This is a genomic window from Neorhizobium puerariae, from assembly GCF_042429745.1.
Taxonomy (GTDB): domain Bacteria; phylum Pseudomonadota; class Alphaproteobacteria; order Rhizobiales; family Rhizobiaceae; genus Neorhizobium; species Neorhizobium puerariae.
This window is the reverse complement of the sequence record NZ_JBHMAA010000001.1, coordinates 1-23626: the sequence shown is the minus strand read 5'-3', so window position 1 is coordinate 23626 and position 23626 is coordinate 1. Positions and strand designations below refer to the sequence as shown.

Here is a 23626-nt window from a genome sequence, read left to right as displayed (position 1 = left end):
TCGCCAAACCTGCCCTTCGAAGATCAATTCTTCATGACGGGGGGCGACGACCTTGCGCTATGTCAAGGAACATGTCGCTTTTCCCGGGAACAAAGGCCGCGAGCCGGCCCTCCGGGTCATGCAACAACAGGGAACAGGACGCTCCTGTGGATACCATGCTCAGACACCATGGCCGCTACGAGGCCCTTATCCGTCAGGCGGTCGCATTGCCTCCCATGCGCACGGCGATCGTGCATCCCTGCTCGACCGAAGCCCTTCGCTCCGCGGTCGAGCTTCGGGACCAGCAGCTTCTCGATCCGATCCTGGTCGGGCCGGAACGGAAGATCAGAACGATTGCCGATGCGGCCGAACTTTCGCTGGAAGGCATCGGTATCGAGGCCGTCGAGCACAGCCACGCCGCGGCGGAACGCGCCGTCGAACTTGCCTCGACCGGCAAGGTCGCGGCGCTGATGAAAGGCAGCCTCCATACCGACGAACTGCTGTCGGCGGTCGTGGCTCCATCCTCGCGATTGCGGACGGAACGGCGCATGAGCCACGTCTACATGATGGACGTGCCCGCCTACGAAAAGCTGCTCGTCGTCACCGACGCCGCGATCAACATCCAGCCCGATCTTGATCAGAAGCGCGACATCTGCCAGAACGCCGTCGACCTGATGCACCTGATCGGTGTCGAAAAGCCGCTTGTCGCCGTGCTGGCTGCCGTCGAAACCGTCAACAGCCGGATGCCCGCGACGCTCGACGCCGCGGCCCTGACCGTGATGGCGGCGCGCGGGCAGATCACCGGCGCGGTCGTCGACGGACCGCTTGCCTTCGACAACGCCATCAGCATCGAAGCGGCCCAGGCGAAATGCATCGCCTCGCCCGTCGCCGGCCAGGCCGATATTCTTCTGGTTCCCGATCTGGAAGCCGGCAACATGCTTGCCAAGCAGCTCATTTATTTCGCCGGCGCGGACGCGGCCGGTCTGGTCCTCGGCGCTCGCGTTCCTATCATTCTGACAAGCCGCGCCGATCCCGCCAAGGTTCGCACGGCCTCCGCCGCGCTTGCCAAGCTGATCGCCGCCAAGCGCCAAGAGACAGGGAACATCGCATGACCGACAGGCTTCTCCTGACCTTCAATGCCGGCTCCTCCACCGTGAAGATCGGCATCTTCCGGCTTTCGGGCGACGAACCGGAGCGCGTCGGCAAGGCGGTGGTCGATTTCGCCAGCCAGCCGCTGATGCTGCACCTGAAGGAAGGCCCGACGCAGTTCGAGCTGCCGCTCGAGGGAGAAGCCGGCGACGATCTTGCCGATCTCATGGACGAGGTGTTCCGGGAACTGGGGAAGCATTTCGATCTCCGGACCGTCATCGCGGCCGGACACCGGATCGTCCACGGCGGCGATGCCTTCGACGGTCCGGTCGAACTGAATCTGGAAACGATCGAAAAGATCAGGACGCTGACGGAGCTGGCCCCGCTCCATCAGCCGCAGGCGCTGCGGCTCATCAGGGCGGTACGGCACCTGCGGCCCGCGCTTTTCCAGACCGGCTCGTTCGACACCACCTTCCATGCCACCCAGCAGGACCTCGTGCGGCGGATCGCGATCCCCCGCGCCTATCACGACCGGGGCATCAAGCGGTACGGCTTCCACGGCCTCTCCTATCGGTATGTCGCCGGCGCTCTGGCCCGGAAGGAACCGGAGGTCGGCCGCGGCAAGGTCGTCATGGCCCATCTCGGCAGCGGCGCCAGCCTCTGCGCCATCGAGAACAGCCAGAGCCGCGACACCAGCATGGGCTTTTCCACGCTCGACGGCATTCCCATGGCGACGCGGCCGGGCTGGCTCGATCCGGGCGTGCTCCTGCATTTCCTCGGCCCTCTCGGCAAGACCGTCCGGGAGGTGGAGGACATGCTTTATCACCAGTCCGGCCTTCTCGGGGTCTCCGGCCTGAGCGGGGACATCCGGGATCTTTTCGAAGATGGCGGCGCACAGGCGCAGGAAGCGATCGATCTCTTCACGCTGAGGATCGCCGGCGAAATCTGCCGTCTGGCGTCCACGCTGGAAGGACTGGATGCCATCGTGTTCACCGCCGGCATCGGCGAGAACCAGCCGAAGGTGCGCGAACGGGTCGCCGAACGGCTCCTCTGGCTCGGCGTCGAGCTCGACACCGCCGCCAATGAAAGAAATGCGATGAAGATCAGCACGCCGACAAGCCGTATCGCAGTCTACGTCATTCCCACGGACGAAGAACAGATGATCGTGGAGGAATGCCTTTCGTTGTTTACAGCAGGAAAGCGGCCCGCCGCGTCCTGATCCATCCCATCCCCGGCGGACCATGACCTATGTCATGAACGGGTTTCCGTTTCCCGGTAAAGGTGCGCCAGACCATTCAAAGGAGAAACCGATGCAGCCGAACGCTCCCTCACCTGCAACCCCTGAGATCGGCCCAGAAATCAGCCCTCAGATCGGCGCGGAAGAACTGGCGCTGATGGATCGCTATTGGCGCGCCGCCAACTATCTCTCCGTGGGGCAGATCTACCTGCTCGACAATCCGCTTTTGCGCACGCCCCTGAAGGCCGAACACATCAAGCCCAGGCTGCTCGGCCACTGGGGCACGACCCCCGGCCTCAATTTCATCTACACCCACCTCAACCGCATTATCCGCAACCGCGATCGGAACGTGATCTACATCTGCGGACCGGGCCATGGCGGACCCGGCATGGTCGCCAGCACCTATCTCGAAGGCAGCTACAGCGAAATCTATCCGGAGATTTCCGAGGACGCGGAGGGCGTCAGGAAGCTCTTCAGGCAGTTCTCGTTTCCCGGCGGCATTCCAAGCCATGCGGCACCCGAAACGCCCGGCTCCATCCATGAAGGCGGCGAACTCGGCTATGCCCTGGTGCATGCCTATGGCGCCGCCTTCGACAATCCGGACCTCGTCGTCGCCTGCGTCGTCGGGGATGGCGAAGCGGAGACCGGGCCTCTTTCGGCAAGCTGGCAATCGAACAAGTTCATCAATCCAACCCGCGACGGCGCCGTGCTGCCGATCCTGCATCTGAATGGTTACAAGATCGCCAATCCCACCGTGCTCTCCCGCGTGAGCGACGAAGACCTCGAACATCTCTTCCGGGGATATGGCTACGAACCTTTCTTCGTCGAAGGGCACGAGCCGGAGAAGATGCACCTGCAGATGGCGTCGGTGCTCGACCGGGTCTTCGACCGCATCAAGGCAATCCAGGCGAAAGCGCGCGGCGGCGATCCCGGCGACGGTTGCCCGCGCTGGCCGATGATCGTGCTGAGAAGCCCCAAGGGCTGGACGGGCCCGAAGGAAGTGGACGGCAAGAAGGTCGAGGATTTCTGGCGGGCGCATCAGGTTCCGGTCGCCAATTGCCGGGAGGACGCCGCCCACCGCAAGATCCTCGAGGACTGGATGCGCAGCTACGACCCGGAAGACCTGTTCGATGCGAAAGGCAGGCTGAAGGCCGAACTGCAGGCGCTTGCCCCGAAAGGCGAGCGCCGCATGGGCGCCAATCCGCATGCCAACGGCGGCGTGCTGCGCAAGGAACTCACGGTGCCGGATATCCGCGACCATGCCGTGCCGGTACTGCCGGCGGAGCGTGGCAAGGCCATGGTCCAGACCACGGAAGTGCTCGGCCGCTATCTGCGCGACATCCTGAAGCTCAACGACGCCAACTCCAACTTCCGCATCTTCGGCCCCGACGAAACGGAATCCAACCGCCTCGGCGCCGTCTTTGAAACCACCGACCGCGTCTGGATGGAGAAGATAGAGCCTTATGACGTGCATCTTTCGCGCGACGGGCGCGTCATGGAAGTGCTGTCGGAGCATCTTTGCCAGGGCTGGCTGGAAGGCTACCTGCTCACCGGTCGCCACGGCTTCTTCTCCTGCTACGAAGCCTTCATCCACATCATCGATTCCATGTTCAACCAGCATGCCAAATGGCTGAAGGTCTCCCGCGAGCTCGAATGGCGCAAGCCCGTCTCCTCGCTGAACTACCTGCTGACCTCGCATGTCTGGCGGCAGGACCATAACGGCTTCTCCCACCAGGACCCCGGCTTCGTGGATCTCGTCGCCAACAAGAAGGCGGATATCGTGCGCATCTATCTGCCGCCGGATGCCAATACGCTGCTCTGGGTCGGCGACCATTGCCTGAAGACCTGGGACCGCATCAACGTCATCGTCGCCGGCAAGCAGCCGGAGCCGCAATGGCTGACGATGGACGAGGCCGTGGCCCATTGCGAGGCCGGCATCGGCATCTGGGACTGGGCGGGCAACGAGGACGGAGCCCTTTCTCCGGATGTGGTGATGGCCTGCGCCGGCGACGTGCCGACCATGGAGACGCTTGCCGCCGTCAAGCTCCTGCGGGAGGCCATTCCCGCGCTTCGCATCCGCGTCGTCAACGTCGTCGACCTCATGGCGCTGCAGTCGAAGGAACAGCACCTGCACGGCCTGGCCGATGCGGAGTTCGACCGGCTTTTCACCACCGACCGGCCGGTAATATTCGCCTATCACGGCTATCCCTATCTCATCCACCGCATGACCTATAAACGCACCAACCACAGGAACATCCATGTCCGCGGTTTCGTGGAGGAAGGCACGACCACGACGCCTTTCGACATGACGGTGCTGAACGAACTCGACCGCTTCCACCTCGCCATCGAGGTGATCGAGCGGGTTCCGGGCCTGAAGGAAAAGGCCGCGCATGTGGCGGACACCCTGCGCGACAAACTGCAGGAACATCACCGCTACGTACGGGAACATGGCGAGGACATGCCGGAAATCCGCAACTGGAAATGGACGAATTGATCGTCGACGCGGCCTGAATTGACAGATGTCAATGGCCGGCGGAGCCTCCCGTCTATTGTCGGGGGCTACGACAGGCCCCGACAAGGACATTGAGGGGCAGCCCTGAAACCGGAGCCCCTCATGCCCGCCACCTCGACCTTGCCTCGCGATATGCCCGGGACAGCCATGTCCCGGGGACTGACCGGCGCCGAAGCTGCGAGCCGGCTCGAAGAGCACGGCCCCAACCTGCTCCCCGAGCCGACGTCTCCATCCCTCCTTGTCATCTTCCTGCGCCAGTTCCGCAGCCCGCTGATCTACATCCTCCTGCTGGCGGCAGCCGTTTCGCTGGTCGTCAGCGAAGCGGAGGACGCCATCTTCATCGGTGTCGTGCTGCTCCTGAACGGGGTGATCGGCTCGATGCAGGAATATTCCGCGGGCCGGGCGGCCGCCGCGCTCCGGCAACTCGAACAACCGCATGCCGCCGTCATCCGTGAGGACCAGGTGCAGGAGATCGAGGCGCGCTTCCTCGTCCCCGGCGATCTCGTCCTGCTGGATGCCGGCGGAAGGGTCCCAGCCGACCTCACGCTCATGGAAGTCAACGACCTGCTTTGCGACGAATCGCTGCTCACCGGGGAATCCCTGCCGGTGCGCAAAGCGGCTCCCCTTCCCGGCGTCCCGGCCGGGGACCGCAAGGCAGCCATGGCCTTTGCCGGAGCCCTGGTCACGCGCGGCCGCGGCAAGGGCATTGTCACCGCAACGGGACTCTCCACCGAGATCGGCCGGATCGCGTCCGAAATCGGCAAGGCATCGGTTTCCCAGCCGCCGCTGATGATCCGTCTCGCCCATTTCTCCAACGTGATCGCCTGGACGGTCGGCATCGCCTCGCTCATCCTCATCGCCGTTGGTTTTCTGCGCGGCCTTGCCTGGAGCGATCTCTTTCTGATGTCGGTCGGCCTCGCCGTCAGCGCCATACCGGAAGGCCTGCCGATCGCCATATCGATCGCGCTGGCGATCAGCATGCGGCGCATGGCCAGGAGGAATGTCATCGTACGCCGCATGCCGGCGGTGGAGTCGCTCGGCTCCTGCACGATGATCGCCACCGACAAGACCGGCACCCTGACCCTCAACGAGCTGACGGTCACCGATATCCGCCTGCCGGACGGTACGAACCTGGTGCTCGACGCCGGCAGGGATCTCGACGACTGCGAAATCCGCAGTTCGAACATGAGCCCGACCGAGGCCCGGGATCGGGCCGCAAAGCTTCTGAAGGCGGCGATGTTGCCCAATGAAGGCGCGCTCACCCAAGAGGCCGACGGCTGGAAGGGGATCGGCGATACGGTGGACGTGGCTCTTCTCGCCGCCGCGCGCAAGGGCGGGCTGACGCAGGACGCGATCGCGGAAGACTACCCGCTGGTCGCCCGCATCCCCTACGAGCCGGACCTGAAATATGCGGCTTCCTTTCACCGTCGCGGAGATCGTGTCCGCATATTCGTGAAGGGATCGGCGGAAGTCCTGATCGACATGGCCGACCGGATGGACACCGGCAAGGGCGTGGCGCCGGTCGACCGCCAGGCTCTTTTCCGGCAGAAGGAGGAAATGGCGGAGCGCGGCCTGCGTGTGCTCGCCTTTGCGGAGGGAGAAATCCGCAGCGGCGCGGACGAGGCCTACGGGTATCACCACCTCGTCGATCTCGTCTTCCTGGGTCTTGCCGGCATGCAGGACCCGATCAGGCCGGAAGTGCCCGAGGCGATCCGCGAATGCCGTGCGGCGGGCGTCGACGTCTCGATGGTGACCGGCGACGATCCGAAGACGGCCGCCGCCATCGCCAGCCAGGCCGGCCTGCAATTCCGGCCGGAGCAGGTCACGACCGGAGAGGAGGTCAGCAAGGCGGAGGAAAGAGGTCTCGACCATCTCGACGAACTGACCAGGCATGCCCGCCTCTATGCGCGCGTCGCGTCGGCGCAAAAGCTCGCGATCGTATTGTCGCTCGCCCGCAACGGCCATTTCGTCGCCGTGACCGGCGACGGCGTCAACGATGCGCCCGCTCTCAAGCACGCCCATGTCGGGGTGGCGATGGGACGCAAGGGAACGGAAGTCGCCAAGGAAAGCGCCGACATCGTGGTCACCGACGATAATTTCGCCTCGATCGTCAGCGGCATCAGGGAAGGCCGCACGGCCTATTCCAACATCCGCAAGGTCATCCTGATGCTGGTCGCGACCGGTGCTGCGGAAATGCTGCTCTTCCTGCTGGCGATACCGCTCGGCTTGCCCATGCCGTTGCTGCCAGTGCAGCTCCTCTGGCTCAACCTCGTCACCAACGGCATCCAGGATGTGGCCCTTGCCGGCGAGAAACCGGAGGGAGACGAGCTGGCGCGTCCTCCGCGGCGTCCCAGGGAACCGATCTTCGACCGGCTGATGATCCGCCGGATCGTCCTGTCGACGCTCGTCATCGGCCTGGGCGGCTTCGCCGTCTTCTATTGGCTTCTGCAGCAGGGATACGAGGTCTCGCAGGCGCGCAACATGCTGCTCCTGCTCTTCGTCCTGTTCGAGAACGTGCAGACCTTCACCAGCCGCTCGGAACATCGCTCCGTCTTCTCGCTCAAGTTCTTCGGCAATCCGCTGTTGCTGCTCGCCGTCGTATCGGCGCAGGCCCTGCATATCGCGGCAATGTACATGCCCTGGTTCCGGGACACGCTCGAACTCGCTCCTATCTCGCTTGCGGAATGGGCAATGATGCTGCTCGCCGCCTCATCGATCCTCGTCGTCACCGAACTCGACAAGTGGCGCTGCCGCAAGGACGTTCGATAAAGGCGCCGCCAGCTTCGGCCCGACACCGGTATATCCGCCTTGACAGCCCTGCCATGCCGCCAATGAAAAACCGCCCGGCTCCGTTCGTGAAGCCGGGCGGTCTGCCTTGATCCCTGATCCTTATCGCGCCAGGAAGACCGGGAACCTGCCATCCTTCAGCATCGAAGCCGTAACCCCGCCGAAAATCCGCTGCCGCAGTCGCGAATGGCCATAGGCGCCCATGACGATCAGGTCGGCATTGATATCCAGCGCATGCTGCTCCAGGACCTGCTCGACCGGCCTGCCACCGCTTGCAAGCTGCTCGACGACGGTCTTGACGCCGTGGCGCGAAAGATAGGTGGCCGCATCTGCCCCCGGCTCGCCGCCGTTGCGCCAGTAGCTGGTGTCCGGATCGACCAGCACGACATGGACGGCATCGGCGGATACCAGCATGCCGAGCGCTTCGCGGGCGGCCCGCGCCGCCTCCGTCCGGGAATTCCATGCAAGCAGGACCGTCTTCGGCTTGAAGGTCGCCCTGCGCTCTTTCGGAACGAGCAGGAACGGCCTGTGGGCATCGAGAACGCCGCCGTCCACGATCGCCCGGGTCAGTTCCCGGTCGCCCCTCACGCCGTCAGAAACGACGATCACGTCCGCATAAAGCGCCCGCTGCAGGATTTCGCCGGCGAGGAAGACGCTTTCCGCGTAAATCTGCCCGATCTCGAAGGAGAGCCCGTTCGCGCGGCAAACCGTCTCCGCCTGCTTCTGCACGTCGTCCAGCACCTTGATGTCTTCGTATCGCTGGTCGAGCCATGCGGTTCCGGTCGGGAACTCCCCCACGGTCGGTGGCAGGGCAAGCCCCGCCGCGACGAGGGAAAGATGCGCGTCGAGCTCCAGGGCAAGCTCGGCAGCCTTGCTGATGTCGGCGGCGGCATCGGTCGCACCGACGACCGCCAGCACTGTTTTGAACGACATGACATGTCTCCTCTATATCGGTCTTGATTGACCCGATGAATTGCAGCCTAGTCAGGCGGCGGACCGGCAACGATGATCTTCGTCAAATGCCGGAAGCGCGAATCGTCAGCGCGCCCCGGCCGGTTCGAGCAGGCCTGAGGGCCAGGGGATGGATCGTCATGCCGAAGCGCAGCGCGGGTCTTTTGATATTCAGGCATCCGGCCGAAGGGCCCGAAGTGCTTCTGGTGCATCCGGGCGGCCCGTTCTGGGCGCGCAAGGACGAAGGAGCATGGTCTGTTCCGAAGGGGCTGATGGAGGAAGGTGAGGACGAGTTTGCGGCCGCCATCCGGGAAACAGCGGAGGAAATCGGCACGACCGTCGAAGGGCAGTTCGAATGGCTGGGCGAATACCGGCAACCCGGCGGCAAAAGGGTGCTGGTCTGGTCGGTCGAGGCAAATCCTCCGATCGATCCGGACCACATGGTCAGCAACACGTTCCCGCTCGAATGGCCGCCTCGTTCCGGGCGCCTGCAGCAGTTTCCGGAGGTCGACCGTGCCGGATGGTTCGGGCTCGACGAGGCAAGGCGGAAGATACTGAAGGGACAGGAGCCGATCCTGACCGCTTTCGGGGAACGCATGGACAGGCGCGCGGAAAAAAGCGGAGGAGCGTGATGCCTTCCCTCCCCGCATGGGGCAAAGAGCCGCTCCTTCCGGCCGCCGCCCGACCACGACCGCAGCTTGCCTTCGCGCATCTTTTCGGCATTGCTGGTTTCGAAGGCGATCTTGATCCTTGTCAATGTTGCCGGCCGCGTCCCCGGGCAATCAAGTGCGGGCCGGCGATGGACAGCGCAGAACCAATGTTGGCAGATCGACAGCCACGCTTGCAAAGTTCCCGACCTCAATCGCAACCCTTCCGAAATGGAGCCGCATCTTGAATCGCACCGGAAAAATCGCCGCGGTCCTCGCGGTCGTCGTAGCCGCCGGCGCTCTGGGCTGGAAATACGTGCAGGATCATAACGCACAACAGGCCATGCAGGGAATCGCCAGCGGCAACGGACGCATAGAAGCGGCCGAGATCGATATCGCCGCGCGCACGGCGGGACGCCTGACGGATGTCCTCGTCAGGGAAGGCGATTTTGTCGAAGTCGGGCAGGTCCTCGCCCGCATGGATATCGAGCAGCTCACCGCCCAGAAGCGCGAGGCGGAAGCGCAGCTCGCCCGGGCGAAGATCGGCATCGACACGGCCCGCAGCCTCGTCACCCAGCGGCAGGCCGAGAAGGAATCGGCGGCGGCGACCGTGGCCCAGACCGAAACGGAGCTTCAGTCCGCCCAGAAGAGGCTCACACGCAGCGAGCAGCTTTCGCGCAGCGGAACGGTGTCCGACCAGGTCCTCGACGATGATCGCGCCCGGGTCGATACCGCCCGGGCAACCGTCGCCGCCGCCAAGGCAAAGCTCGCCGCGACGGACGCCGCGATCGGCGCCGCCAACTCCCAGGTGGTGGATGCGGAGGCCTCCGTCGAGGCGGCGGAGGCGACCATCGCCCGGATCGAAGCCGATCTGCGCGATTCGGAGCTGAAGGCGCCCCGCAGCGGCCGGATTCAATATCTGGTCGCAAGGCCCGGCGAGGTCGTCGCCGCCGGCGGGCGCGTCCTCAACATGCTGGATATCAGCGACGTCTACATGACCTTCTTCCTGCCGACCGCCGATGCGGGCCGCACCGCGATCGGCTCGGACGCACGCATCGTTCTCGACGCGGCCCCCCAATATGTCATTCCCGCCCGCATATCCTTCGTCTCCGATATCGCCCAGTTCACGCCCAAGACAGTGGAAACGGAGGAAGAGCGCCAGAAGCTGATGTTCCGGCTGCGCGCGCAGGTGCCGCGGGAGCTGCTGCAGAAATATGTGGCGCAGGTGAAGACCGGGCTTCCGGGGCGCGCCTATGTCAGGATCGACCCCAACGCTCAATGGCCCGCGGCCCTGTCTCAACCACTGGCCCCATAAGGAGCACCTTGCCATGGTTGATGCGGCGGAACCCGCCTATGTCGCGAGATTGAAAGATCTGACCCACGCCTACGGCAAGCGGCTCGCTCTCGACGACGTGTCGCTGGACATTCCCGAAGGCCGGATGATCGGCTTCATCGGGCCTGACGGCGTCGGCAAGTCGACGCTGCTCTCGCTGGTCGCAGGCGCCCGCGTGATCCAGAAGGGCGATGTCCTCGTGCTCGGCGGCGACATGGGCAGCAGCGGCCACCGCAGCCGTGTCTGCCCGGCAATCGCCTATATGCCGCAGGGGCTCGGCCGCAACCTCTATCCGACGCTGTCGGTATTCGAGAACGCGGATTTCTTCGGAAGCCTTTTCGGACAGAGAAAGGAGGAGCGGGAATACCGCATCCGCACGCTTCTGCGGCGCACCGGCCTCGACGGTTTCGAGGACCGGCCGGCCGGCAAGCTTTCGGGCGGCATGAAGCAGAAGCTCAGCCTGTGCTGCTCCCTTCTCCACGATCCCGACCTGCTCATCCTCGACGAACCGACGACCGGCGTCGATCCGTTGTCGCGCCGGCAGTTCTGGAACCTGATCGACGACATCAGGACCGAGCGCCCGCAGCTCAGCGTCATGGTCGCCACGGCATACATGGAGGAAGCCGCGCGTTTCGACTGGCTCGCCGCCATGGATGCCGGAAAGGTGCTCGCAACCGGCACGCCCGGCGAAATGCTTGCCCATACGGGCACGGATACGCTGGACGATGCTTTCATCGCGCTGATGCCGGAAGAGAAGCGGGCCGCCCACCATGCCGTGGAACTTCCGCCGCCCACCTTCAGCGAATCGGATTTCGCCATCGAGGCGGAAGACCTCACCATGCGCTTCGGCGATTTCACCGCCGTCGACGATGTCAGCTTCCGGATTCGCCGCGGCGAGATCTTCGGCTTCCTCGGCTCCAACGGCTGCGGCAAGACCACGACGATGAAGATGCTGACCGGCCTTCTGCCCGCAAGCAGCGGCACCGCCAGGCTTTTCGGCAAGGAAGTCGACCCGCGCGACATGGATATCCGCAGGCGCGTCGGCTACATGTCGCAGGCTTTCTCGCTCTATACGGAGCTTACGGTCCGGCAGAACCTCGACCTGCATGCCCGCCTGTTCCGCCTGCCGCCGGAAACGATCCCGGCCCGGATCGAGGAAATGGGCCGTCGCTTCCAGCTGCTCGACGTGATGGATTCGCTGCCCGACGCCCTGCCGCTCGGCATCCGCCAGCGGCTGTCGCTTGCCGTGGCGGTCGTCCATTCGCCGGAAGTGCTGATCCTCGACGAGCCGACATCCGGCGTCGACCCGGTCGCCAGGGACCAGCTCTGGGAAATGCTGATCGAACTCTCCCGAAAGGATCAGGTGACGATCTTCATCTCCACGCACTTCATGAACGAGGCGGAACGTTGCGACCGCATATCGCTGATGCATGCCGGCAAGGTGCTGGTGAGCGACACACCGGCCGCGATCCGCGACAGCCGCAAGGCGGCGACGCTTGAGGAAGCCTTCATCGGCTACCTCGAAGACGCGATCAGCGAACCGGCGGCCGTCCCCGCCCCGCAACAGGAAGAACCTGCCGCCGCGCCCGACTTCGCGGCCAGCCGTCATTGGCGCCTTTTCGATCTGCGCCGCGTCTGGAGCTTCAGCCGCCGGGAGGCGCTGGAACTGCGCCGCGATCCGATCCGCGCCACGCTTGCCCTGATCGGCAGCGTCATCCTGATGTTCGTCATCGGCTACGGCATCAACATGGATGTCGAGAACCTGACATTCGCGGTTCTCGACCGCGACGACACGGTCACCAGCCGCGACTATGTCGCCGACATAGCCGGGTCCCGATACTTCGTCGAGCAGCCGCCTCTCGAAGACTACAACGATCTCGACAGGCGCATGCGCAACGGATCGCTGAAGCTTGCCATCGAAATACCGCCGGGCTTCGCCGAACACGTCGCCCGCGGCAACGACGTGGAGGTCGGCGCATGGATCGACGGCGCCATGCCGCAGCGGGCCGAAACCACCCGCGGCTATGTCCAGGGCATGCATGCCGGCTGGATTGCCCGGCATGCGCGCGAGATATATGGCGACGCCGCAGCCTCCCCGTTCTCCATCGAGACACGCTTTCGCTACAATCCGGGAATCGAAAGCCTGGTTGCCATGGTGCCGGCCGTCATCCCGCTCCTGCTGCTGCTGATCCCGGCCATGCTTGCCGCCCTTTCGGTCGTCCGAGAAAAGGAGCTCGGCTCCATCGTCAACTTCTACGTGACGCCCGTCACCAAGCTCGAATTCCTGCTCGGCAAGCAGGCCCCCTACCTGGCGCTCGGCATGGCCAACGCGGTGCTGCTCTGGCTGTTTGCCATCCTCGTCTTCCGGGTTCCCTTTACAGGCAGCCTGATGACATTCGCCCTCGCCGCTTTCCTGTATGTGGCGTTCTCGACCGCTTTCGGCCTGCTGGTCTCCAGTTTCATATCGAGCCAGATCGCGGCGATCTTCGGGACCACGCTGATGACCATCATCCCCGCGGTGCAGTTTTCGGGCATGATCGACCCCGTTTCGTCGCTGCAGGGCTTCGGAGCCTGGATCGGCCAGATCTATCCCACGACCTATTTCAACATCATCGCGCGCGGCACCTTTTCGAAGGGACTGGCCTTTGAAAACCTCGGTGACGCCTTCCTGCCGCTGCTTCTCGCGGGACCGCTGCTCATCGCGGCGGCGACCGTCTTCCTCAAGAAACAGGCGAAGTGACCGATGCGCCCAGGAACCATATTTCATCTCGGGGTCAAGGAACTGCGCGGTCTGGTGCGCGATCCCATCCTCGTCGGGCTCATCGTCTACGCCTTCACCATCGCCGTCTACACCGAGGCCAGGGCCGTTCCGGAGACGCTGAACAACGCGGCGATTGCAATCGTCGACGAAGACAATTCGCCGCTCTCGCGGCGCATCGGGGATTCCTTCCTGACGCCCTACTTCAACCAGCCGTCGATGATCACGGCAAACGAGATGGATGAACGCATGGATGCCGGCGCGGACACCTTCGCGCTCGATATCCCTCCGAACTTCCAGAGCGACCTGATCGCCGGCAAGGCGCCCGTCATCCAGCTCAATGTCGACGCCACCCGCATGACCCAGGCCTTTTCGGGCTCCGGCTACGTGCAGAGCATCGTGACCACCGAAGTGTCGGATTTCGTTCGCGCCAATACCGCCACCCGGACGCCGGACGTGGAACTGGCGCTCCGCTCGCGTTTCAACCCCGAACTCAACCAGATGTGGTTCGCGTCGGTGATGAACGTCATCAACAACGTCACCATGCTGTCGATCATCCTGACCGGCACCGCCCTCATCCGCGAACGGGAGCACGGCACGGTGGAACACCTGCTGGTGATGCCGGTGACCCCGCTGGAAATCATGCTGTCCAAGGTCTGGTCGATGGGCCTGATCGTCTTCTGCGCCACGCTGCTTTCGCTCGTGATCGTCGTGCAGGGCATGCTGCACGTCCCCATAGAGGGATCGCTGACGCTTTTCATGGTGGGAGCGGCGCTGCATCTTCTCGCCACCACCGCCATGGGAATTGCGCTGGCGACGCTCGCCGGATCGATGCCGCAGTTCGGACTGCTCCTGATGCTCGTCCTCCTGCCGCTGCAAATCCTCTCAGGCGCGACGACGCCCCGCGAAAGCATGCCGGAGATCATTCAGACGATCATGCTTGCCGCGCCGAACACCCACTTCATCCTCATGGCGCAGGCGATCCTCTATCGCGGCGCCGGCCTTTCCGTCGTCTGGCCGCAGCTCTTCTGGCTCACCGGCATTGCGATGATCTTCTTCATATTCTCGTTGCGCGGTTTTCGCCGATCGCTCAAATGAGCGGCGGCCGGCCCGATGGAAAACCGGGAAGGACCGGAAGCACGTCGGCTCCGCCCGCGTCCCGGTATCATCGTTCTCAAACCGCGACCGGAGCCTCGATGGCGGGATGCGGATCGTAACCGGTGACCTCGAAATCATCGATCGTATAACCGTCGATGCTCTCCGGCCGGCGAAGCAGCCGCAGCTTCGGAAACGGCCTGGGCTCCCGCTCAAGCACGGTCTTCGCGAGATCCTGATGATCGAGATAGAGATGAACGTCGCCGCCGACCCAGACGAGCTCGCCGGGGACCATGTCCACCTGCTGGGCGACCATGGCCAGCAACGCCGCCTGCTGGCAGACGTTGAAGGGATTGCCAAGCCCCATGTCGCTCGAGCGCTGCAGGACAAGCATGGAGACCTTCGACTGCCGCCCCTCGCCGATATTGGAAACATGGAACTGATAGGTCATATGGCATGGGTGCAATGCCATCTGGTCGAGTTCCGGGACGTTCCAGGCGTGAAACAGCATGCGCCGGCTTGACGGATTCCTCCGCAGCGTCTCGATGACATCCGCTATCTGGTCATATTCCCTGCCGTCAGCCCCTTTCCAGCGCCGCCACTGCTTTCCGTAGACAGGGCCGAGGTCACCCCATTCCCTTGCGAACGCATCGTCAGCCAGAATCCTGTCCTCGAATTCCTTCTGGGAAATATCCGAACCGGTCGCCTTCCGGTATGCTGCAAGCGGCCAGTCCGTCCAGATGCGGACGTTCTCGCGCAGGAGAGACTGGATGTTCGTTTGCCCGGTCAGGAACCAGAGCATCTCCTTCACGGCGGTCTTCCAGTACACCTTCTTCGTCGAATAGACGGGAAAGGAACCGTCGGAAAGATCGAAGCGCATCATGACGCCGAACGTGGAGAGCGTGCCGACACCCGTGCGGTCGATCCTTCTGTCTCCCTTTTCCAGAAGATGAGCCAGCACATCGAGGTATTGGTATTCCGGGTGTCTCAACGTCAAGGCGATGTCCTCTGCGATGCTCACCTGCCCGACGCGTAACCGTTCGCACCGGGGCGGCTTCCGATTCCGGAAATTTCTCAATGAAAACAGCTGCCGGTGGCGGGACGGCGATGTCGCCGCGCATGCGGACCACGACACGCCGATTCGGCGGAATCGTATAGCCAATCGCGTCCGAAACCAACGCCCGAAATGGCCGCTCCACACCTCACATCAGGCGGCCCCGACCGAAGAGCTTTGTCAGACGCCGGTCGAGGCTGCAATCTTGGTCTATGCGCCGATCGTCAGAGCGTCTGGAGCTTGCCGAGTTCCTTGGCGACGAGATAATAGAATGTCACGCGCGACTTAGAACGGTCGCCGGCCATGGCCTTGGCAACGGCGGCGACCGCCTTGTCGGCAGCCTCGCCCGTCACGCCGAGCTTCTTTTCACACCAGTTGGTCTTCACCCGGTCCAGTTCCTTTTCGTCGCTCGCCGCGACATTCGCCGAATCCCGGTTGCGGAGAGCGATCCCAAGATGCTTGACGATCTTGGTCACCACCGCCTCGTCGGCAGCGCTGTCATACTTCTTCACGTCATCGAAATATTCGCTCATTTCCCTCTCCTCTCGTAAAAGGCGTCCGCGCGCCCGGGAACATCGAACAGGACCAGTTGTAGAAGCGATTTCGAATATTATGCAACCCCTTTTCACGGGCGCAGGAAACGCCTATATGACACTTGCCGGGCACCCGCCCGGCTATGGCAATAAACGGTCGGTGCAATAAACCTATTGGACCCGGGGGCGGTACCCGGCGCCTCCACCAAAAACCGGTCGGTCCTGGATGACCGGCTTTTGATGGGGGCGAAATAGGATCGACAAGGGTGTAAAGATCGAACTTTTGCTCGGCATGATACCACCGTTATCGGGTCAAAAAGTGTAGTTGCAAACGACAACAACGCTAAGGAATACGCTCTCGCTGCCTAATGGCGGTGCGGGAATTCCGCTCTCAAGTCCTTGGGGTTAGCACCTCAAGGCGGGGTCCGAAGGCACCTGGCAACAGAAGCCTTCACCTTCACGCCTCAGTCGAATATTATTGCATCTGACTCGGAGAATGGCGGGCTTTCCCGCGCCGGGCCGGCATGGCATAACACGTCTCACTAAAAGACGAGAAATGGAAAGACAGGACCGTATGGGGCAGGATCACATCCGTTACGACATTCTGGCGCAGGACGCCTTGCGCGGCGTCATCCGTAAGGTTTTGTCCGAAGTCGCGGCCACCGGCCGCCTGCCGGGCGATCATCATTTCTTCATCACCTTCCTCACCGGCGCGCCGGGTGTGCGCATATCGCAGCACCTGAAGGCGAAGTATCCCGAGCAGATGACCATCGTCATCCAGCACCAGTTCTGGGATCTCAAGATCACCGACGTACAGTTCGAAGTCGGCCTGTCCTTCTCCGACACTCCGGAACGGCTGGTCATCCCCTTCAATTCCATCCGCGGTTTCTATGACCCCTCGGTGAATTTCGAACTCGAATTCGAGGTGCCGCTCGCCGACGAGGACGATAATTCGTCCGCCGAGATCACCGCCATTCCCGTCGAGGCGGTTGCGAAGCCGGCGGAGACCGAAGCGAAACCCAAGACCGACGAAGAAAAGAAGCCCGGTTCCGTCGTGTCGCTCGATTCGTTCCGAAAGAAGCAATAGCGCGGAGACGCCGCCTGCCATGAGCGCCGAGATCGTCAACCTGCGCCAGTTCCGCAAGGGCAAGGCGCGGCTCGAAAAGGAAAAGGAAGCGGAGCAGAACCGCATTGCCTTCGGCCGGACCAAGGCGGAGAAATCGCTGACCAGGGCGCGGAACGAAAAGGCGGAAAAGACGCTTGATCAGGGCCGGCTGGAAAAGCCGCCGCGGGACGATTGAACCTTTGGGGCACATCGTTAACGCCCGCTTAACCGAGCAATCAGCAGCCCGCTTGACGACAGGGGCTTAACGGTTTGAATAAGCCCAACTTTTCCCGAATGTCCCGGAGGTTTCGTGATCCGCAAACATTCCGCGACGCTTCACGGTCATCGCACCAGTTTCTCCCTCGAAGACGAATTCTGGCTCGAACTGAAGGCGATCGCCGCCCAACGCAGCATCAGTCTCGCCAGCCTGATCGCCGAGATCGATGATCGGCGGGGTGCAGGCAGCAACCTGTCCTCCGCACTCCGCGTTCATGTGCTGACCTGGCTCAAAACACCGCACCGGCAGCAATCCTCCGGCAAGAGTTAACCATATTCAAACGATCGGGCCGGATAGTTCCTTCCTGAGTTTTCATTTCGTGATTCTCTCAAAAGGGCTTCTCCATGGTCGACGCCATTTCTTCCGCAGCCTCCACACTGATCTCGTCCTCATCGAGCAGTTCGGCCTCCACGCTGGACGGGATCGAAGCGCAGATCACCGCCAAGCAGGAAGAGCTGGCGAACGAAACCGACGAGCAGAAAAAGACTGCGATCGAGGACGAGATCGCCGCGCTCAAGGCGCAGCTCGAAGCGCTGAAGGCGGCTGAAAAGCTGAAGTCCGGCCGGGCCGGCGAGGGCGAGGACACGCAGGCCGCCTCCCTGCTTTCAGGCGAAAGCGACAAGATCGGCACCAGGAATTTCGACGAGAGCACGCCATTCGGCGACCGGACGGCCTGGGTCTAGAGCGCCGGGCGCACCAAGGACGCTCTAATCCTTTGAAACTAGCGCATCTTCCGGCCCACTACCGGACGCCCGGCAGGTTCTGCATGTTGCCCGACGGGATGGCCGGCAGGTTCTGGCGGAGCACGCTGTCGGTCGGCGGCACGATGAATGGCGATTGGTCGATCTGCTTCTGGCGCTCTTCCTCTGCGGCGCGCGCAGCAGCCTCCGCCGCCTGCCGCTGGCGTTCGGCCTCGGCTGCCTGCTGGCGCGCCTTCTCCTCGGCCTCGGCCTTTTCACGCGCGGCCTGCCGCTCGACCGCCTGGAAATTGTAGAGCGCCACCTCGCGGCGCAGGCGCTGCTTTTCCAGCACGCTCGCCTGCAGCATTTCGACCCGCCGCCTTTCCTGCTCGAAAGCCCGCTGCGACAGGAAATTGGTCATCGCGGCGATGTCGAGGCGCTTGGCCGGCGCGAAGACATCCCCCGAATAATCGAGCCGGATGGTCGGATCGCCGCCGGCAAGCGCCTCCTCCCCGGCATCGTAGGTGATGGCGAGACCGGCGGTCATGCTGTCTTCGAGAAGATCGAAACGCCCCTCGCCCGAAAGCCTCGTCGTGCCGACCGCCGCGGCGATGTTCTGCGCGCGCACCTCCCCCGCCGTGATCGTCGCGGGAATGGTGAGATCGCCGATCCCGACGCTGCCCTGATGCACCAGCCGGGAGACGATCGGGCGGACCTTGTCCTCCCTCACCTCGCCCCCGAGCTTGTCCACCTCGGCCATCAGCGGCTTCAGCGCGTCCGAGTTGAGGCCTGCGACCGTCAGCCCCTTCATCCGCAGCTCGGCAGAGCCGCTGGCCCCGCCGAGCAGTTCGGCGACGGTCTTGCCGGTCGATTCGGCGGAAAGGTCGAAATCCAGCCTGCCGCTCGCGACGGGCTTGTTCCCGGCCTTCCAGACGAGCGAGCCGAGATCGGCGTTTTCCGCCGAAAGCCGCGCCTGCAGGAGGCCGGCGCCTTCGCCATTGGCGATCATCAGCCGGCCGGCCAGCCGGCCACCGCGCCAGCTGCCGCCGCCGTTCTCGATGGTGATGCCGCCGCTGCGATGGATGATCCTGCCGGAGAAATCCGTTATGTCGCCGAGAGCCCCGGCATGGAACGCTCCCGCCCTGACGTCCACAGACGCATCCATGCCGGCGAAGACCGGACTGGAAAAAGGCCCGGAAGAGAAAGCGCCGCTCTGCGGATCGTCCGCCGGACCGAAGATCGCCTCCCCAAGCCACGCGAGATCGAGGGCGTCGACGTTCAGCGATCCCGTCGCCGGCATGCCGGGCGCCCTCCGGTCGATGGCAAGGTCGCCGTCGAAACCGTTGCCTGCCGCCGCTCCCCGAAGAGCCGCGACCTTGATCGCCTCCGGCGTCATGGTGACATCCGCTTCGACCGCGACCGGCAGGCCGGTCCCGAATTGCGGCAGGCCGATGCCGTTCATCAGCAGATAGGGTTCGAGATCGGCGCTCTTCAGCGTCACATGGCCGCTGCCTTCGCCGAAACCATTGCCCTGGATGTTCAGGTCGCCCCTTGCCTCCAGTGAGGTCTTGTCGGTCCGGAACGACAGCTCCGCCTTGGCCTTGCCCGCCGCGCTCTGCGCAAGGCCGATGGCAAGCCGGCCCGCGCCGTCGCCGTCGAACGGCAGGGGATCAAGTCCCGACTGCCCCAGGAGAATCCTCGGATCGGCATTGTCCAGCAAGGCGCTGAGCGTCATGTCGTCGCTGCCGGTGAGATCGAACAGGCCCGGGAGCTTCAGGTCGGCATTCACGGTGCTGCCATTCGCCTTGCCCTTCAGCACGACATCCATGCCGGGGGTCTTTCCGCCCACGCTCAGGTCGGCGGAAAGGTCCGTGTTGGCGAACCACGACGCGTTGCGCGCGAGCTGCTGCAGGGCCGGATGAGGCGGCAGCCGGTCGCGCAACATGGCGAGGAACGCCGAAGGATCGGCAGAACGGAGGTTCAGGGTGCCGCTGCCGGCATAGGAGAGCAGCGAACCTTCGACCTTGCCCTTCGCGGATATCCGGGCGCCTTCGATATTGCCGACCGTCAGCCGTTCGAGCGAAAGCACGCCGCCGGCCATGGTGAAGGCCGTATCGACATTGTCGGCGGCCACGCCGAAGGCGGTGAACCGGTCCGCCTTCAGGGCCGCGGCCACCCGGTGATCCAGCACGTCCTGGCCCGCATCGTCCCCGGTCAGCAGCGAAGCCAGCGCCCGCATCGCGTCGATGTCGATTTCATTGCCGCCCAGGCTCACCGAAAGGTCCGGGGCTCGCCCCTGGGAGGACTGGCGCTCCAGCCGCCCCTTCAGCGTCGCCGGTCCGATCGCAAGCTCGAGATTGTCGAAACGCTGCAGGTCCGGCGTCAGGTTGACCCTTGCGGAAAATCCGGCGGAGCGAAGCTGGCGGATTTCCGGCGCGACACGCCCCGACAACCAGTCCGCCAGGCCGGACGGCTGGCTGGACGCGACCAGCATGTCGCCGACGAAGGAGGCATTGTTGCGGAGGATCAGGTTGCCCTTCGCTTCGAGCTGCGTGCGGCCCGGCAGGGTCGCCACCACGTTGTCGACCGTCCAGCCCCGCCCGGCGGGTCGGATATCGAGCTTGATGTCGCGAATGGTCGTGTCGTTGGCGACGATCGCAGGCAGTCTCAGGCTCGCCCGGCCCGGCACCTGCGGGATCGGGATGGAGGCCGCCATGTGGATGAAATTGTTGATGCGCCGGTGCGCCGACGCAGCCGGATCGCGGCCCGTCTTGGCATGCGCGCCCTCGCCCAGCCGGTTCACGTCGATCTGCTGACCGTCGGCCGTCAGCAGGAATTCCGGCTTTTCGCCGGTATCGAGCGTCGCCTCCCCGGTCACGACATAGGGATTGTCGGTCGCGCCGATCTCCAGCCGGTATTGGGGAACGCGGATGCGCTCGTTCGTCAGCTCGAAACCGCCCTTCAGCCGCGGCCCGGGCGGCGGCGCCTCGACCGGCTCGGACTCATCCTCCTCCTGCAGGATATCGAGCGAGAAATTGCCGTTGTAGGCCAGCCTGTTGTCGGCCAGCGTCAGTTCCCCGTCGAGGTTCAGCTCCACCGGCTGCGCATCCGGCCAGAGCCTGAGCCTGAGCGGCATGCGCTTCGCATCCGCATCGGCCGCGCCGCTCGAAAGGTTGAAACGCGCCTCGTAATCGTCGAGCGTGGCGTTGCCCTCTCCCCGCCATGGGCCGCGGAGGGAGGCCGCGGAAAAATCGCCCGACAGTCCGGTGATCCGCCGCGACTGGCCGGATTGTTCGTCGATCAGGTCGATCTCGCCGCCGCTGACATGCACGTCCTCGATGACCACGGTGCGGGCGGGGATGGCCGCATGGCTGCCGCGCATCCAGTCCAGCGTGCCGTCCTTCAGCACCCGGATGCGCGCCTTCGGCTGCTCGATCCGCATGTCGAAGATGCGGGCCTCGCCGGAAAGGAAGGGCGCAAGCTCCATGTCCATGGAAAACTGCGCCACCTGAACCAGCGGCTGCCCGTCCGCATCCGTCCCCACCCGCACGTCGTGGAGCGTGACGGAGGGAAACGGCAATATACGGGCATCGACAGTGCCGTGGACGGAAACCTTCTTGCCGAGAATGCGGCTTGCCTGCTCCTCGAACCCGACCCGGAAACTCGACCAGTCGACAAAGAACGGGGCGAGCAGCGCCGTGAACAACGCCACCACGACCAATCCGCCGATCGCCAACAGGATGCGTCCGAGCACTACGGGTTCTCCCTTTGCTCTAAAAGACTAGTTCGATCGGCCGATGAAGCAAGTCAAGCTTGCGGGAAGAGTTCATTCGCCGCTCCGGAAGATCTTGCCGGGATTGAAGATATCGTCGGGATCGAAGCCCTTCTTGATCGTGCGCATCAGGTCCACGGCGCCCTCCAGCTCTTCTTCGAGAAACGCCATCTTGCCCTGGCCGATCCCGTGTTCGCCGGTGCAGGTGCCGTCCATGGCGAGCGCCCGCCGGTTGAGGCGCTCGATGAAGGCCTCCACCTTCCCGACGGATGCGGGGTCCTTGCCGTCGAAAAGCACCAGCACATGGAAATTGCCGTCGCCCGCATGCCCGACGATCGGCGCAAGCAGGCCCTGTTCGACGATATCGGCCTGGGTTTCGGCAACGCATTCGGCAAGCCGCGAAATCGGCACGCAAACGTCGGTGGAAAGCCCGTCCAGTTCCGGCGCGAGCGCCCGGCTCGCCCAATAGGCGTTGTGGCGCGCATTCCAGAGCTTCGACCGCTCCTCCGCATCGGCCGTCCAGCGGAATTCGTCTCCGCCGCATTCGGCCGCGATCTCCGCAAACTGCTGCGATTGCAGCGCAACGGTTTCCTCGGTCCCGTGGAACTCCAGGAAAAGCGTCGGCTTCTCCGGATAGGAGAGCTTCGAATAGGCGTTGCAGGCGCGCATCTGCATGTCGTCGAGCAGTTCGATACGAGCGACCGGAATGCCCATCTGGATGGTCATGATGACGGCATCGCAGGCGGCCTCGACGGTCGGGAAGGCGCAGACGCCGCCGCCGATCTTTTCCGGAATGCCCTGAAGCTTGAGCGTGATCGAGGTGATGACGCCGAGCGTGCCTTCCGAACCCACGAAAAGCCGGGTGAGATCGTAACCGGCCGACGACTTCTTCGCCCGCCGGGCGGTGCGGATTTCCTCGCCGTCGGCGGTGACGACCGTCAGAGACAGGACATTGTCCTTCATCGTGCCGTAGCGCACCGCGTTGGTGCCGGAGGCGCGGGTCGCCGTCATGCCGCCGATCGTGGCGTTCGCGCCGGGGTCGATGGGAAAGAAGAGGCCCGTGTCGCGCAGCTCGCGGTTCAGCTCCTCGCGGGTGATGCCGGGCTCCACCGTCACGTCGAGGTCTGCGGGGCTGACGCGGAGCACCTTGTTCATCCGGCTGAAATCGATGGATATTCCGCCGGAAGGAGCATTGACCTGCCCTTCGAGGGAAGATCCGACGCCGAAGGGAATGACCGGCACGCGATGCGCCGCGCAGGCTTTGACGACCACCTTCACGTCATCCGCGCTTTCAACGAAGACGACGCCGTCCGGAAGCTGCGACGGCAGGTAGGTGGTGGTGTGCGCATGCTGCTCGCGGAAGGAATGGCCCGTCTGGAACCGTTCCCCGAAGGACTGTTTCAGGATGCCGAGAACCGTCCCGATGCCTTCCTCGTTGCGAAGACCCGCTTTCACGTCCCTGACCGCCATGATCAACACTCCTGCATGATTTCAAGGGGATTGGTTAGGCGACGGGTCGGCCTTTGTCCAGAAATAACGATGTGTCCTTCGGGGCCAATACCGGAACGGACTACTCCCTTGGCGATCTTCGGTTTCTTTTCGCCGTCCTCGCCCGGCATCGGGGATATTCCGAGGATCGGACGGGGCGCTGAAAGCTGCCTCGTAAGTATTAGTTTGGGTGACACCTCCCAGCGCCCCGTTCGGCGGTTTGTGCCCGCGACTGCGGTCCCTCTGCGATGACGGGGTTTGTGGGAACGGTGGCGTGTCCCTCCTGACCGGAGGGTGGCATGCACGCCCTCAGACTTACGGTGCCACGG

At 63.9% G+C, this 23626-nt stretch carries 17 protein-coding genes and 1 other RNA gene; 13 read left to right on the top strand and 5 right to left on the bottom strand.

Annotated elements, in window-relative coordinates; genetic code table 11:
• Positions 1 to 59 precede the first annotated feature (59 nt).
• The 4 genes from ACFFP0_RS00090 (at position 60) to ACFFP0_RS00075 (ending at position 7586) form a co-directional block, all read left to right on the top strand.
• Positions 60 to 1091 (top strand): bifunctional enoyl-CoA hydratase/phosphate acetyltransferase, encoded by a 1032-nt coding sequence (locus tag ACFFP0_RS00090; protein ID WP_377254233.1) that lies wholly within the window; start codon positions 60 to 62, stop codon positions 1089 to 1091.
• Complete coding sequence (locus ACFFP0_RS00085; protein WP_377254230.1) at positions 1088 to 2287, top strand: acetate/propionate family kinase; 1200 nt, start codon at positions 1088 to 1090, stop codon at positions 2285 to 2287. The genes ACFFP0_RS00090 and ACFFP0_RS00085 overlap by 4 nt, the downstream gene beginning before the upstream one ends.
• Before the next feature lie 91 nt (positions 2288 to 2378).
• Positions 2379 to 4799: a phosphoketolase family protein gene (locus ACFFP0_RS00080; protein WP_446692699.1), complete on the top strand. Its 2421-nt coding sequence runs from the start codon at positions 2379 to 2381 to the stop codon at positions 4797 to 4799.
• A gap of 120 nt (positions 4800 to 4919) precedes the next feature.
• Positions 4920 to 7586: a cation-translocating P-type ATPase gene (locus ACFFP0_RS00075; RefSeq protein ID WP_377254227.1), complete on the top strand. Its 2667-nt coding sequence runs from the start codon at positions 4920 to 4922 to the stop codon at positions 7584 to 7586.
• A 120-nt stretch (positions 7587 to 7706) separates the two neighbouring features.
• Here ACFFP0_RS00075 and ACFFP0_RS00070 read toward each other — a convergent pair whose 3' ends face one another.
• Complete coding sequence (locus tag ACFFP0_RS00070) at positions 7707 to 8537, bottom strand: universal stress protein (protein ID WP_377254224.1); 831 nt, start codon at positions 8535 to 8537, stop codon at positions 7707 to 7709.
• A gap of 158 nt (positions 8538 to 8695) precedes the next feature.
• On the opposite strand from ACFFP0_RS00070, the gene ACFFP0_RS00065 reads away from it, so the two are divergent.
• From ACFFP0_RS00065 to ACFFP0_RS00050, 4 genes are all read left to right on the top strand, one after another.
• Positions 8696 to 9187 (top strand): NUDIX hydrolase, encoded by a 492-nt coding sequence (locus tag ACFFP0_RS00065; protein ID WP_377254221.1) that lies wholly within the window; start codon positions 8696 to 8698, stop codon positions 9185 to 9187.
• A 259-nt stretch (positions 9188 to 9446) separates the two neighbouring features.
• Positions 9447 to 10517 carry an HlyD family secretion protein gene (locus tag ACFFP0_RS00060; RefSeq protein ID WP_377254218.1) on the top strand — a complete coding sequence of 357 codons (1071 nt, stop codon included), beginning with the start codon at positions 9447 to 9449 and terminating at the stop codon, positions 10515 to 10517.
• Between the two features lie 13 nt (positions 10518 to 10530).
• Positions 10531 to 13275, top strand: a complete 2745-nt coding sequence (rbbA, locus tag ACFFP0_RS00055; protein ID WP_377254215.1) for a ribosome-associated ATPase/putative transporter RbbA — start codon at positions 10531 to 10533, stop codon at positions 13273 to 13275.
• A gap of 3 nt (positions 13276 to 13278) precedes the next feature.
• Positions 13279 to 14391, top strand: coding sequence for an ABC transporter permease (locus ACFFP0_RS00050; RefSeq protein ID WP_377254212.1), 1113 nt, complete (start codon positions 13279 to 13281; stop codon positions 14389 to 14391).
• Between the two features lie 76 nt (positions 14392 to 14467).
• On the opposite strand, the gene thyA is transcribed toward ACFFP0_RS00050, so the two are convergent.
• Positions 14468 to 15385 carry a thymidylate synthase gene (gene thyA, locus ACFFP0_RS00045; RefSeq protein WP_377254209.1) on the bottom strand — a complete coding sequence of 306 codons (918 nt, stop codon included), beginning with the start codon at positions 15383 to 15385 and terminating at the stop codon, positions 14468 to 14470.
• Between the two features lie 281 nt (positions 15386 to 15666).
• The gene (locus tag ACFFP0_RS00040; protein ID WP_377254206.1) at positions 15667 to 15975 is read right to left on the bottom strand and encodes a DUF2853 family protein; all 309 of its coding nucleotides are present in this window, start codon (positions 15973 to 15975) and stop codon (positions 15667 to 15669) included.
• Between the two features lie 85 nt (positions 15976 to 16060).
• On the opposite strand from ACFFP0_RS00040, the gene ssrA reads away from it, so the two are divergent.
• The 5 genes from ssrA to ACFFP0_RS00015 all read left to right on the top strand — a co-directional run bounded on the left by ssrA (position 16061) and on the right by ACFFP0_RS00015 (position 18040).
• Positions 16061 to 16431, top strand: a transfer-messenger RNA (tmRNA) gene (ssrA, locus tag ACFFP0_RS00035).
• Between the two features lie 118 nt (positions 16432 to 16549).
• Positions 16550 to 17062: an SspB family protein gene (locus ACFFP0_RS00030; RefSeq protein ID WP_377254554.1), complete on the top strand. Its 513-nt coding sequence runs from the start codon at positions 16550 to 16552 to the stop codon at positions 17060 to 17062.
• Positions 17063 to 17081: 19 nt separating this feature from the next.
• Positions 17082 to 17276 (top strand): DUF4169 family protein, encoded by a 195-nt coding sequence (locus ACFFP0_RS00025; protein ID WP_377254203.1) that lies wholly within the window; start codon positions 17082 to 17084, stop codon positions 17274 to 17276.
• Between the two features lie 114 nt (positions 17277 to 17390).
• Entirely contained in the window at positions 17391 to 17627 is a 237-nt protein-coding gene (locus ACFFP0_RS00020) for a ribbon-helix-helix domain-containing protein (protein WP_377254200.1), read from the top strand.
• Between the two features lie 74 nt (positions 17628 to 17701).
• Positions 17702 to 18040 carry a hypothetical protein gene (locus ACFFP0_RS00015; protein WP_377254197.1) on the top strand — a complete coding sequence of 113 codons (339 nt, stop codon included), beginning with the start codon at positions 17702 to 17704 and terminating at the stop codon, positions 18038 to 18040.
• 58 nt (positions 18041 to 18098) lie between these two features.
• Here the strand turns inward: ACFFP0_RS00015 and ACFFP0_RS00010 are convergent, their stop codons facing one another.
• Positions 18099 to 21791 (bottom strand): AsmA family protein, encoded by a 3693-nt coding sequence (locus tag ACFFP0_RS00010; protein WP_377254194.1) that lies wholly within the window; start codon positions 21789 to 21791, stop codon positions 18099 to 18101.
• 72 nt (positions 21792 to 21863) lie between these two features.
• Complete coding sequence (locus tag ACFFP0_RS00005) at positions 21864 to 23279, bottom strand: FAD-binding oxidoreductase (protein ID WP_377254191.1); 1416 nt, start codon at positions 23277 to 23279, stop codon at positions 21864 to 21866.
• Between the last annotated feature and the right edge of the window lie 347 nt (positions 23280 to 23626).